This window comes from Streptomyces erythrochromogenes (assembly GCF_040684695.1).
GTDB classification, from domain to species: domain Bacteria; phylum Actinomycetota; class Actinomycetes; order Streptomycetales; family Streptomycetaceae; genus Streptomyces; species Streptomyces erythrochromogenes_C.
Genome location: NZ_JBFBGM010000017.1, coordinates 74,697 through 86,430 on the forward strand (window position 1 = coordinate 74,697; position 11,734 = coordinate 86,430).

Annotated in this window: 12 protein-coding genes; 7 read left to right on the top strand and 5 right to left on the bottom strand. The window is 74.2% G+C overall.

Annotated elements, in window-relative coordinates:
- The first annotated feature begins 8 nt into the window (after positions 1 to 8).
- The 4 genes from ybeY (at position 9) to AB0O53_RS24065 (ending at position 2,593) form a co-directional block, all read left to right on the top strand.
- Positions 9 to 506 carry an rRNA maturation RNase YbeY gene (gene ybeY / locus AB0O53_RS24050; RefSeq protein ID WP_351000001.1) on the top strand — a complete coding sequence of 166 codons (498 nt, stop codon included), beginning with the start codon at positions 9 to 11 and terminating at the stop codon, positions 504 to 506.
- A complete protein-coding gene (locus AB0O53_RS24055) occupies positions 503 to 1,807 on the top strand; it encodes a hemolysin family protein (RefSeq protein WP_365198084.1) in 1,305 nt (434 codons plus the stop codon). Before ybeY ends, AB0O53_RS24055 begins: the two co-directional genes overlap by 4 nt.
- Positions 1,804 to 2,157, top strand: coding sequence for an MmcQ/YjbR family DNA-binding protein (locus AB0O53_RS24060; protein WP_351000006.1), 354 nt, complete (start codon positions 1,804 to 1,806; stop codon positions 2,155 to 2,157). Before AB0O53_RS24055 ends, AB0O53_RS24060 begins: the two co-directional genes overlap by 4 nt.
- A gap of 79 nt (positions 2,158 to 2,236) precedes the next feature.
- Complete coding sequence (locus AB0O53_RS24065) at positions 2,237 to 2,593, top strand: cytidine deaminase-like protein (protein ID WP_351000008.1); 357 nt, start codon at positions 2,237 to 2,239, stop codon at positions 2,591 to 2,593.
- Between the two features lie 214 nt (positions 2,594 to 2,807).
- Here AB0O53_RS24065 and AB0O53_RS24070 read toward each other — a convergent pair whose 3' ends face one another.
- Positions 2,808 to 4,118, bottom strand: a complete 1,311-nt coding sequence (locus tag AB0O53_RS24070) for an MFS transporter (protein WP_365198087.1) — start codon at positions 4,116 to 4,118, stop codon at positions 2,808 to 2,810.
- A gap of 71 nt (positions 4,119 to 4,189) precedes the next feature.
- On the opposite strand from AB0O53_RS24070, the gene AB0O53_RS24075 reads away from it, so the two are divergent.
- From AB0O53_RS24075 to era, 3 genes are all read left to right on the top strand, one after another.
- On the top strand, positions 4,190 to 5,260 hold the full coding sequence (locus AB0O53_RS24075) for a GlxA family transcriptional regulator (RefSeq protein ID WP_365198090.1): 1,071 nt from the start codon (positions 4,190 to 4,192) through the stop codon (positions 5,258 to 5,260).
- Positions 5,261 to 5,376: 116 nt separating this feature from the next.
- Complete coding sequence (locus AB0O53_RS24080; RefSeq protein WP_365198093.1) at positions 5,377 to 6,669, top strand: beta-xylosidase; 1,293 nt, start codon at positions 5,377 to 5,379, stop codon at positions 6,667 to 6,669.
- Positions 6,670 to 7,676: 1,007 nt separating this feature from the next.
- Complete coding sequence (gene era, locus AB0O53_RS24090) at positions 7,677 to 8,627, top strand: GTPase Era (RefSeq protein ID WP_168714643.1); 951 nt, start codon at positions 7,677 to 7,679, stop codon at positions 8,625 to 8,627.
- Positions 8,628 to 8,681: 54 nt separating this feature from the next.
- Here the strand turns inward: era and AB0O53_RS24095 are convergent, their stop codons facing one another.
- The 4 genes from AB0O53_RS24095 to AB0O53_RS24110 form a co-directional block, all read right to left on the bottom strand.
- Positions 8,682 to 9,380: a class I SAM-dependent methyltransferase gene (locus AB0O53_RS24095; protein WP_351000016.1), complete on the bottom strand. Its 699-nt coding sequence runs from the start codon at positions 9,378 to 9,380 to the stop codon at positions 8,682 to 8,684.
- Positions 9,381 to 9,471: 91 nt separating this feature from the next.
- Positions 9,472 to 10,293: a GNAT family N-acetyltransferase gene (locus AB0O53_RS24100; RefSeq protein ID WP_351000018.1), complete on the bottom strand. Its 822-nt coding sequence runs from the start codon at positions 10,291 to 10,293 to the stop codon at positions 9,472 to 9,474.
- A 27-nt stretch (positions 10,294 to 10,320) separates the two neighbouring features.
- On the bottom strand, positions 10,321 to 10,590 hold the full coding sequence (locus AB0O53_RS24105) for a protealysin inhibitor emfourin (RefSeq protein WP_030840943.1): 270 nt from the start codon (positions 10,588 to 10,590) through the stop codon (positions 10,321 to 10,323).
- A 9-nt stretch (positions 10,591 to 10,599) separates the two neighbouring features.
- Positions 10,600 to 11,673: a M4 family metallopeptidase gene (locus AB0O53_RS24110; protein WP_351000021.1), complete on the bottom strand. Its 1,074-nt coding sequence runs from the start codon at positions 11,671 to 11,673 to the stop codon at positions 10,600 to 10,602.
- Positions 11,674 to 11,734: the final 61 nt, after the last annotated feature.

An 11,734-nucleotide genomic window follows, 5' to 3' on the forward strand; every position in this document is an offset into this window, starting at 1 on the left:
AGCGCACCATGTCGATCGACGTCAACAACGAGTCCGGAACCGAGGTCGACGAGCAGGCGATCCTCGACATCGCCCGCTACGCGCTCACCCGGATGCGGATCCACCCGCTCTCGGAGCTCTCCGTCATCGTCATCGACGAGGACGCGATGGAGCAGCTCCACATCCAGTGGATGGACCTGCCGGGCCCGACCGACGTCATGTCCTTCCCGATGGACGAGCTCCGTCCGCCGTCGAAGGACGAGGAGGAGCCCCCGCAGGGGCTCCTCGGCGACATCGTGCTCTGCCCCGAGGTCGCGAAGAAGCAGGGCGAGGAAGCCCCGACGCAGCACTCCATGGACGAGGAGCTCCAGCTCCTGACCGTCCACGGGGTGCTGCACCTGCTCGGGTACGACCACGAGGAGCCGGACGAGAAGGCCGAGATGTTCGGCCTGCAGGCGGCCATCGTGGACGGCTGGCGCGGTGAGCGCGGGCTGACCGGCCCGTCCCCGGCTCCCACCGTCTCGTGAGCGCCCCGCAACTGATCACCGGCGCGGTGCTGCTGGTGGTCGTGGCCTGGTTCGCGGCGTGCGCGGAGTCCGGCATCGCCCGCATCTCGATCTTCCGCGCCGAGCAGGCCGTACGGGAGGGCAGGCGCGGCAGCGAGAAGCTCGCCCAGGTCGCCGGCGACCCCACCCGCTACCTGAACGTGGCGCTGCTGGTCCGGGTCACCTGCGAGATGGCGGCCGGCGTCCTGGTCACCTACGTCTGCCTCGACGAGTTCGGCGAGAACTGGACCGCGCTGCTCGTGGCCATCGCCGTGATGGTGCTGGTCTCCTTCGTCGCCGTGGGCGTCTCCCCGCGCACGATCGGCCGCCAGCACCCGCTGAACACGGCGACGGCGTCCGCGTACGTCCTCGTACCGCTCGCCAGGATCATGGGACCGATCCCGCAGCTGCTGATCCTCGTCGGCAACGCGCTCACGCCGGGCAAGGGCTTCCGCAAGGGCCCCTTCGCCTCCGAGGCCGAGCTGCGGGCGATGGTCGACCTCGCCGAGAAGGAATCGCTCATCGAGGACGACGAGCGCCGCATGGTGCACCAGGTCTTCGAACTCGGCGACACCCTCGTGCGCGAGGTGATGGTGCCGCGCACCGACCTGGTCTGCATCGAGCGCTACAAGACGGTTCGTCAGGCGACCACGCTCGCCCTGAGGTCCGGTTTCTCGCGCATCCCGGTCACCGGGGAGAACGAGGACGACATCGTCGGGATCGTCTACCTGAAGGACCTGGTCCGCAAGACGCACGTCAATCGGGACTCCGAGGCCGACCTGGTGTCGACGGCGATGCGGCCGGCCGTCTTCGTACCGGACACCAAGAACGCGGGCGACCTGCTGCGCGAGATGCAGCAGGTGCGCAACCACGTGGCCGTCGTGATCGACGAGTACGGCGGCACGGCCGGCATCGTCACCATCGAGGACATCCTTGAGGAGATCGTCGGCGAGATCACCGACGAGTACGACCGGGAGCTCCCGCCGGTCGAGGACCTGGGCGAGGACCGCTACCGGGTCACGGCGCGCCTGGACATCACCGACCTCGGCGAGCTGTTCAAGGTCGAGGCCTTCGACGACGAGGACGTCGAGACCGTCGGCGGACTGCTGGCGAAGGCGCTGGGCCGGGTGCCGATCGCGGGCGCCTCGGCGCTGGTGGAACTGCCCGACGGGCGTCCGCTGCGGCTCACGGCCGAGTCGCCGGCGGGCCGGCGGAACAAGATCGTGACGGTCCTGGTCGAACCGGTGGCCGCGGCGGAGGCCGCGGGGGAGGAGGGGGAATGACCCCGGCGCAGCTGCGGGAGTTCTGTCTGGGCTTCAACGCGGCGGTGGAGGAATTCCCCTTCACCCCGGAGACTTCGGTGTTCAAGGTGATGGGCAAGATGTTCGCGCTCAGCGCGCTGGACGCCGAGCCGCTGAAGATCAACCTCAAGTGCGAACCGGAGCTGGCGGTACGGCTGCGCGAGGAGCACGGGGCGATCGCGCCGGGCTATCACATGAACAAGCGGCACTGGAACACGGTGACCGTGGGCGGGATCCCGGACGCGATGCTGCGCGAGCTCGTCGAGGACTCCTACGACCTGGTGGTGGCGGGGCTGCCGCGGGCGGAGCGGCTGAAGCTCGACCGGCCCTGAGACGGGCACGGCCGGGGCCGGCCGGGCGGCGGCGGGGTCGTTGCGCGGTCGGGCGGGGACGCTCCCTATGCTTTCGACCATGACGGAGAGCACCGGGATCGACCCCGAGGACAGCAAGATCATCACGCTGGCGCGCAGCGCCCGGGCCCGCAACGGGGTGCCCGAGGGGGCGGCGGTGCGGGACGAGACGGGGCGGACGTACGTCGCGGGGACGGTGGCGCTCGACTCCCTGAAGCTGAGCGCGCTGCAGACCGCGGTCGCGATGGCCGTGGCCAGCGGGGCGCGGTCCTTGGAGGCCGCCGCCGTCGTGAGCGCGGCCGACGCCCCGGCCGAGGCCGACCGCGCGGCCGTCCGCGACCTCGGCGGCCCGGACACCCCGGTCCTCCTGGCCGCCCCGGACGGCACCCTGAAGTCCACGACTCCGGCCGGTCCGTAGCCCCTGGCCTCCCGGCGGGGCGGCCGCCCCGTGTTCGGCCGGTGCCGCACCAAGTCCAGCCTCGCCGGCGTTTGAGGCGCGGGGTCTGGGGCGGCGCCCCAGGAACCCGGCTCCGCCGGGCACCGGGCTCTGCCCGGACCCGCGCCTCAATCTCCCCCAGCTACCGCTGGGAGGTGCCCCCTGGCGAGGCTGGATCTGCCGGGCCCAGGCCGGATCAGGCGCCGGGGAGTTCGGCCGCCCCGCCGGAAGGCCGGCGGCGGATGACCATCGCCATCAGGGCCGCCATCGCGCACAGCCCGCCCGAGGCGTACCAGACCACGTCGTACGAGCCCGTGAGGTCCCGGGCCAGGCCGCCCAGGAAGGCCACCACCACCGCGCCGATCTGGTGCGAGGCCAGCACCCAGCCGAAGACGATCGCACCGTCCTCCCCGTAGTGCTCGCGGCACAGGGCGATCGTCGGCGGGACGGTCGCGACCCAGTCCAAGCCGTAGAAGACGATGAAGAACACCAGCGGCGGCCGCACCGACGGCGCCAGCAGGATCGGCAGGAACAGCAGCGACACCCCGCGCAGCGCGTAGTAGACCGCCAGCAGCCGCCGGGACTCGAAGCGGTCCGTGAACCAGCCCGAGGCGATCGTGCCGACCACGTCGAAGACGCCGATGACCGCCAGCAGCCCGGCGGCCGCCGTCACCGGCATGCCGTGGTCGTGCGCCGCCGGCACGAAGTGCGTCCGCACCAGCCCGTTCGTCGAGGCGCCGCAGATCGCGAAGGTGCCCGCCAGGAGCCAGAAGGGACCCGTCCGGGCCGCGTCGGCGAGGACCTTCAGCGCCCGCCGGGCCGCGCCAACGGCCGGGGCGGGCTTGGGCGCGTAGGTGCCGCCGTACGGCGCGAGCCCCACGTCCGCGGGGTGGTCGCGCAGCAGCAGCCAGACGAAGGGCACGACGGCCAGCGCGGCGACCGCGACCGTCACCGTCGCCGGGCGCCAGCCGTGGCGGTCCACCAGCCATGCCAGCGTCGGCAGGAACACCAGCTGCCCGGAGGCGCCGGCGGCGGTCAGGATCCCGGTGACCAGGCCGCGCCGTGCGGTGAACCAGCGGCCCGTCACCGTCGCGGCGAAGGCCAGGGCCATCGAGCCGCTGCCCAGTCCCACCAGCACGCCCCAGCACAGCACCAGCTGCCAGGGCGCGGTCATCCACACCGTGGCCACCGCACCGCCCGCGATCACGGTCAGGGCCACCGCCACGACCCGGCGGATGCCGAAGCGGTCCATCAGCGCCGCGGCGAAGGGCGCGGTGATCCCGTACAGCGCCAGGTTCACGGAGACGGCCACGCCGATGGTGCCGCGCGACCAGTCGAACTCCTCGTGCAGCGGCTCGATGAGCAGTCCGGGCAGGGAGGCGAAACCGGCGGCGCCGATGATCGTCACGAAGGCGACGGCGGCGACGTACCAGGCGCGGTGGACGCGTCCGGCCCGCCGCGGGGAGAGGGCGGGAAGGGTGCCGGGGGCGGGGTCTGTCTGGGTCACGCGAGAAGCTTCGGGCCGGCGGGACACCGCAGGACAGTGGCCTGACTGTCATGCTTCGATACGATCGGGCCATGGAATCCGCGCCGCACCGCGTCGTCGTCCTGGCCCTCCCCGGGCTGCTGCCCTTCGAGCTCGGCATCCCGCACCGGATCTTCGGCCGCGCCAAGGACCGGCACGGGCGGCCGCTGTACGAGATCCTCACGTGCGGGCTCGCCCCCGGCCCGGTCCCCACGGACGCCGACTTCGCCGTCCAGGTCGCGCGGGGCCCCGAGCTGCTCGCCACGGCGGACACGGTGGTCGTGCCGGCCTCCTACGAGCTGGGACCGGTCCACGAGGAGGGCAGGCTGGGCGACGAGCTCGCCGCGGCCCTCGCGCACATCCGGCCCGGCACCCGGCTCGTCTCCATCTGCACGGGCGGCTACGTGCTGGCCGCCGCCGGCTACCTGGACGGCCGCCGGGCCACCACCCACTGGGCCTCCGCCGAGCACTTCCAGCGGCTCTTCCCCGCCGTGCAGGTGGACGCCGACGTGCTCTACACCGACGACGGGGACGTGCTGACCTCGGCGGGCGTGGCGGCGGGCATCGACCTGTGCCTGCACATCGTGCGCCGCGACCACGGTGCGGCGGTCGCCAACGAGGCCGCCCGGCGGACCGTCGTACCGCCCCACCGGGAGGGCGGGCAGGCGCAGTTCGTCGACCGCCCGGTGCCGGAGCCGCAGCTCGCCACCACCACGGCGGCCCGGGCCTGGGTGCTGGACCGGCTGCACGAGCCGCTCCGGCTCGCCGACATGGCCCGGCAGGAGGCCGTGTCGGTGCGGACCTTCACGCGCCGCTTCCGCGAGGAGACGGGCATCAGCCCGGGGCAGTGGATCACCGGCCGGCGGGTGGAGCGGGCGCGGCGGCTGCTGGAGCAGACGGAGCTGTCGATGGAACACGTCGCGCGGGAGAGCGGCTTCGGCACGGCCCAGTCCCTGCGCAAGCACGTGCAGGCGGCGCTGGGGGTGAGCCCGACGGCCTACCGGCGCACGTTCCGGGCCACGGCGGGAGGCGCCGCCACCGGGGGAGGCGGTGTCACGGCAGCGGCCGGCGCCAACCTCCCATCTCCTGATGGGCCATCAGTTGCTGCCGGGTCCGTGCATTGACTTCTCCCGCCGCCCGCTCGTGAATGGCCCCCTGCGCGGGGCTCGGCGCGAGGGAACCCAGGGGGCGGGCAGTGCGAACACGGGCGCGGAACCGGAGATGGTCGGCAGCCGTCGGCGTGGCCGCGCTGGCGGCCACGGCCGGGGGCGCCCTCGGCGCACCGGCCGCCGCCGAGGGCGAGACGCCCCCGGGACAGGTGGAGTTCCCCACCCAGTGCCTGGCGCCCCAGGAGGCCGGACTGCCGCCCGCCGACGGGCGGACCACCGCCCGGATCACCGTGGACGACCCGGCCCCCCGGGTCGGCGACACCGTCACCGCGACCTACCAGGTGCTCAGCACCCCGGCCCTGAACCCGGTCGGCGGTGAACTCCCCGCCGATACGCTCACCCCGACCGGCCGGATCGTGCTGGCGGGCGCCCAGAGCGGCGAGGTCACCGTCGTCGGCGTCCAGCGCAACGACCCCGTACCGGCCGGCGCGCCCCTGCCCGCCGTCACCATGACCGGCACCTTCACCGTCACCGCGCCCGGGGAGATCACCCTGGCCCCGGGCGCCTACACCCTGCACACCCGCCACCTGCTCGACCTCGACACCTCCTGCACCGCCGCCGCCCCGGCCGCCGCACCCGTCTCCGCCCGCCTCACCGCCGCCGCACTGCCCACCGCCAACCTGCGCAGCGTCTTCCTCGCCACCGCCCACGGAAAGCCCGGAGCCGAGGTCGAGGTCACCGCCGCCGGCTTCCCCCCGGGCGCCGCCGTGACCGTCGCCGGACGGGCGGGTGCCGCCGAGACCGCCGACCGGGTGAGCGCCACCGCCGACGGCGCGGGCACGGCCGTCATGCGGCTGCCGGTCACGGACCGGGCCACCACCGCCGTGATCGCCTACGAGGGCGCGGCCTGGTCGGCGCCGCGGGGCTCCGGCCCGGCCGCGTACACGGTCGTCGACGCCGCCCCGCCGGCGTCCGGTACCCAGAAGGTCACCGCCACCGTCGAGCCCGGCGCGCTCGGCATGACCCAGGCGGGCCAGGACATCACCCTCGGCGCGGTCCCGTACGGCGGCGCAGGCGCCGCCCCCGGCCGGATCGGCACCGTGACGGTCACCGACGCGCGCGGCGGCCCGGCCGGCTGGTCCCTCACCGGCAAGGTCACCGACTTCACCGGACCGGGCGGGATCCGCATCCCGGGCGCGTCCCTGTCCTGGACGCCGTCGTGCGTGGCGGCCCCCGGCAGCCAGAGCCCCTGTACGCCGGGCAGCGCGGGCGTCGTCGGCCCGGAGGGCGCCCTCCTGGCCTCCACCCCGGACGGCCCGCTGGTCGGCGGCACCTTCACGATCGACGCCGCCGTCACCCTGCACGTGCCGCCGTACACCCCGCCGGGCGCCTACACGGCGGTCCTCACGCTGACCCTGTCGTGACGCCTTCCGTCCGGCGGAGGGTGCCGCGGCGCGGAAGGCCGCGCTCCGCCCGGCCCCCGTCCTCGACCGCCCCCGGCGGCGGCGCCGCGGCGCGAAGCCCCGGGAGCACGGTCGTCGCCCTGCTGACGACAGCCCTGGCCGCACTGGGCCTCCTCCTGCTGCCCGCCGGGACGGCTTCGGCGGACGACGGCCAGTGGTCCGTACTGCCCGCCGCGAACACCGTGGGCCGGCGCCCGTACTTCTACCTCGCCGCGGCGCCCGGCCAGAGCGTCGCCGACGCCGTCACCGTCACCAACCGGACCGACCGCACCCGCACCTTCCGCCTCTACGCCGCCGACGCCCACAACACCGTCCGCGACGGCGGCTTCGCCGTGCGCGGGCCCGACGAGCCGCGCCGGGCCGCCGCCGCGTGGACGAAGCTCGACCTGGAGCGGGTCACCGTCCCGGCCGGCGGCACGGCCCGCGTCGGCTTCACCCTCACCGTCCCCGACCGGGCGGAACCGGGGGACCACCCCGGCGCCGTCGTGGCCCTCGAAGAACGGCCCGCCGCCGCGGCCGCGGACGCCCGGGGGATCGGGGTGCAGCAGGCGGTCGCCGCCCGGCTGTACCTGCGGGTGACCGGCCCCACCGCGCCCGCCCTCGCCGTCCGGGACGTCACCGTGCACCGGCGCGGGGCCGCCGCGGAGATCTCGTACACGCTCCACAACACCGGCAACGTCACCCTCCGGCCCCGGGCCACCCTGACCGCCTCCGGGGCGCTCGGCCGCCGACTGCTCGACCGCGGGCTCGCCGGGCTGCCCGCCGAACTGCTGCCGGGTCAGGAAGTGCGCCTGCGGGCCCACTGGGACGGCCCGCCGGCCGTGGAATGGGCGCAGGTGACGGTGCGCGCGCGGGCCGGCGGAACCACAGCTCAGGGGCGTGCCGCCCACGCCGCGCACCCGCCCCTCACGACACTGCTCGGCCTCACCGCCCTGGTCTGGTCGGCGCTGGGAGCCGCATCGGGGAGAATGGCCCGTATGAGCGATCGTTCCCCCGAGTCCACCGCCCCGCACCGTGCGGGCTTCGCCTGCTTCGTCGGCCGTCCCAACGCCGGCAAGTCGACCCTCACCAACGCACTCGTGGGCACCAAGGTCGCGATCACCTCCAACCGGCCGCAGACCACCCGCCACACCGTCCGCGGCATCGTGCACCGCCCCGACGCGCAGCTCGTCCTCGTCGACACGCCCGGTCTGCACAAGCCGCGCACCCTCCTCGGCGAGCGCCTCAACGACGTCGTGCGCACCACCTGGGCCGAGGTCGACGTCATCGGCTTCTGCCTGCCGGCCGACCAGAAGCTCGGCCCGGGCGACAAGTTCATCGCCAAGGAGCTCGCGGGGATCAAGAAGACCCCCAAGATCGCCATCATCACCAAGACCGACCTGGTCGAGTCGAAGGTGGTGGGCGAGCAGCTCATCGCCGTCCACCGGCTCGCCGAGGAGCTGGGCTTCGAGTGGGCGGAGATCGTCCCCGTCTCCGCGGTCGGCGACAGCCAGGTCCAGCTGCTGGCCGACCTGATCGCGCCGCTGCTGCCGGAGAGCCCGCCGCTGTACCCGGAGGGCGACCTCACCGACGAGCCCGAGATGGTCATGGTCGCGGAGCTGATCCGCGAGGCCGCGCTGGAAGGCGTACGGGACGAGCTCCCGCACTCCATCGCCGTGGTCGTCGAGGAGATGATCCCGCGCGAGAACCGGCCGGCGGACCGGCCGCTGCTCGACATCCACGCCAACGTCTACATCGAGCGGCCGAGCCAGAAGGGCATCATCATCGGCCCGAAGGGCTCCCGCCTGAAGGAGGTCGGGATGAAGTCGCGCAAGCACATCGAGGCGCTGCTCGGGACCCCCGTCTTCCTCGACCTCCACGTGAAGGTCGCCAAGGACTGGCAGCGGGACCCCAAGCAGCTGCGCAAGCTCGGCTTCTGACCGGCCGCCCGGGCACGCTTCCCGGAAGCGTCCCCGGGCCCGTCCGGAGACGGCCTATGCGACGCGCCGGACCTTGACCGCGTTGTCGGGGCGGCTGCCGGGCCGGCCCTCCGGGTCGGTCATGGGCTGGACGTGCTCCGCCGCGGTCAGGACCTCCCAGCCGCCCTCCGCCAGCTCCAGCTGCGCGAGGACCTCCTGCGGGGTGGGGAAGTGGATGTCCGCGAGGGCTTCGGGGTTCCAGGACGGCCCTCCCGCGTGGCCCACCACGAGGAGGGTCCCGCCGGGTGCCACCGCGGCGGCGGCCCGGCGCAGGATCCGCTCGCGCGGGAAGTCCCCGTAGCTGTGCAGGAAGCAGGCCGAGACGAGGTCGAACTCCCCCTCGGGGAACGACTGCGAGAAGTCGTGCTGCTGCCAGTCGACGAGCTCGCCGACCCCGGCCTCGGCGGCGTGTTCCGCGGCCCGGCCCAGGGCCACCTTCGAGATGTCGGTGGCGGTGACCCGCCACCCGCGGCGGGCCAGCCAGACCGTGTCGGCGCCCTCCCCGCAGCCGAGGTCGAGGGCCCGGCCGGGGGCGAGGTCCTCCGCCTCGCGGACCAGGACGGCGTTCGGCTTGCCGCTCCAGATGCGCGTGCTCTCGCTGTAGCGCCCGTCCCAGAACTCCGCGCCGCCGGGGGCGGGAGCGTTCCCGTCCCCGTGGACGTTCTCGTCGGCGTGCGCGTGTGCGTCTGCGTGCGCGTGGTCGTGCTTCGGCATGGGAGCCTCTTCCGCTCGGGGTCTTCGTGTCCCCGATGCTGCGCCCGGCCCGCCCCCACCGGCAAACATTGTTGCCGTCCCGGCAAAACCGTCACGCGTCGGCGGGCGGCTCCGCGATCAGGGCCGTGCCCACCCGCCGGAAGCCGGCGCGCCCGTAGATCCGGGCCACGTCCTCGTCCCCGGCCGAGAGGAAGACCGTACGGGCGCCCCGGGCGCGGGCCTGCGCGACCAGGGCCGCGGTGACCCCGAGGGCCAGGCCCTGACGGCGGGCGGACGGGAGGGTGCCCACGCCCACGACCTCGGCGACGTCCCCGACCGGGTTGAACATGCCCGAGCACAGCACCACGCCGTCGCGGACGGCCGCGGCCATCCCCGAGGTGCCCGCCGCGAGCTTCGCCGAGACGCTCGCCCGGCGCGTCTCCACCGACGGGTCCGCCAGTGCGGCCGACAGCTGCGCCGGCCCGGCCTCGCCCACCGCGGTCCCCGGGTCGGCGAAGGCCAGCGCCGGGACGGTCAGCGCCGCCGCCAGCAGGGGGTCCTCGGCGTCGAGCAGCCGTACCTCCGGGTGCGGGGGCAGCTCCTGCGCGGCCTCCAGCACCATCAGCGGGTGCGCGTGGACGTGGAGCCCCGCCTCCTCGGCGGCCGCGCGCAGCGCGGGGCTGGTCTCGGCGACCCACTCGAAGGCCTCGGGCACGCCGAGCTCCCGCTGCCGGGCCAGCACCCGTTCCACGTCGGAGGCGGTCGCGTCGGAGCCGCCGAGCGCGGGCCGCGCGTAGTACGGCCAGCCCGCGCCCTCCTGGACGAACAGGGTCAGGGGACCGAAGTCCTCGGCCCGGGCGCCGCCCACCCGCGGCACCGTGTCGTAGTACCGCTCCAGCTCGGACAGCGTCGAATCGATCATGGGATTGGTCATCCGGCCATCCAAGCAAAGGGCCGGGGCTCAGGCACCTTCTTTCAGGACGCGCGAGATCAGGGCCCGCTGGGCCTCCGACAGGCGCGGCTCGGCGCAGGAGACCGTCCGGCCGTCCACCGTGATCCGGTACGAGAAGCCGTCCCGCACCCGGTCCGCCGGGTCGCCCGGCGGACCGGGCCGCAGCGCGAGCTGGGCCAGGGCCCGCCACTCGTCCTCGTCCGGCAGGCCCGAGGTGTCCACCTCGGCCCGTCGCTCGATGCCCGCGAAGCCGCCCGTCCGTACCACCAGAATCCGCATGGGAGGGCTCTACCCCGCAAACGGGACGCCCACGGTCGACCAGGCCTTCTGGAGTGCCTGGTGTTCCGCCCCGCCGTCCCCGTACCGGGTGGCGGCGGCCGCCGTGGAGAGCCGGGCGAAGTCGGCGAAGTCGGCCTTCGGGGTGAGGTCCCCGCCGGTCAGGGTGTCGTACCAGATCTGCCCGGCCCGCTCCCAGGCCTTGCCGCCGAGTTCGGTCGCCGCGATGTAGAAGGCGTGGTTGGGGATGCCGGAGTTGATGTGGACACCGCCGTTGTCGCTGTGGGTGTTCACGTAGTCGTCCATGGTCGCCGGCTGCGGGTCCTTGCCGAGCTCGTCGTCGTCGTACGCGGTGCCCGGGGCCTTCATGGAGCGCAGCGCGACCCCGGTCACGTTGGGGCCGAGGAGGCCGGCCCCGATCAGCCAGTCGGCCTGGTCGGCCGTCTGCTCCAGCGAGTACTGCTTGATCAGGGAGCCGAAGACGTCGGACATCGACTCGTTGAGGGCGCCGGACTGGCCGCGGTAGCGCAGGTTCGCCGTGTACTGGGTGACCCCGTGGGTCAGCTCGTGCCCGATGACGTCCACCGACACGGTGAAGTCGAGGAAGAGGTCCCCGTCCCCGTCGCCGAAGACCATCTGCTGCCCGTCCCAGAAGGCGTTGTTGTAGTCCTCGCCGTAGTGGACGGTGGCGTCCAGCGGCAGTCCGGAATCGTCGATCGAGCGGCGCCCGAAGCCCTTCAGGAACAGCTCGTACGTCGCCCCGAGGCCCGCGTAGGCGCGGTTCACGGTGGCGTCCCTGCCCGGCGGGTCGCCCTCCTCGCGGACCTTCGTCCCCGGCAGCTGCGTGCGGTGCTGGGCGTCGAAGACCGTCCGCTGCGGGTCGTCGCCCGCCGGCGCGGCGAGGGTGGGCACGATCCCGCGCACGGCGGTGACCCGGCGCCGGGTGCGCAGCAGGGAGTCGCGTTCGAGGGTGCGCTGGGCGAGGTCGGCGCGCCGGGTGTCCCCGGACAGTGCGGCCTTGTCGAGGAGGTGCGGCGGCACGACCGTGCAGAAGACGGGGTGGCGGTGGGCGTGGGAGGCATCCATGCCCGGCAATGTGGCACCGCGTCACATCGATGTCACTAGCTGCAACCATGATTCATTCGGT

Bases quoted from the DNA above. Each gene is read 5' to 3' on its own strand.
- AB0O53_RS24095 (WP_351000016.1), bottom strand. From the start codon at position 9,380: ATGCCGAAGCACGACCACGCGCACGCAGACGCACACGCGCACGCCGAC.
- era (WP_168714643.1), top strand. From the start codon at position 7,677: ATGGCCCGTATGAGCGATCGTTCCCCCGAGTCCACCGCCCCGCACCGT.
- AB0O53_RS24110 (WP_351000021.1), bottom strand. From the start codon at position 11,673: ATGGATGCCTCCCACGCCCACCGCCACCCCGTCTTCTGCACGGTCGTG.
- AB0O53_RS24105 (WP_030840943.1), bottom strand. From the start codon at position 10,590: ATGCGGATTCTGGTGGTACGGACGGGCGGCTTCGCGGGCATCGAGCGA.
- AB0O53_RS24060 (WP_351000006.1), top strand. From the start codon at position 1,804: ATGACCCCGGCGCAGCTGCGGGAGTTCTGTCTGGGCTTCAACGCGGCG.
- ybeY (WP_351000001.1), top strand. From the start codon at position 9: ATGTCGATCGACGTCAACAACGAGTCCGGAACCGAGGTCGACGAGCAG.
- AB0O53_RS24065 (WP_351000008.1), top strand. From the start codon at position 2,237: ATGACGGAGAGCACCGGGATCGACCCCGAGGACAGCAAGATCATCACG.
- AB0O53_RS24100 (WP_351000018.1), bottom strand. From the start codon at position 10,293: ATGACCAATCCCATGATCGATTCGACGCTGTCCGAGCTGGAGCGGTAC.
- AB0O53_RS24075 (WP_365198090.1), top strand. From the start codon at position 4,190: ATGGAATCCGCGCCGCACCGCGTCGTCGTCCTGGCCCTCCCCGGGCTG.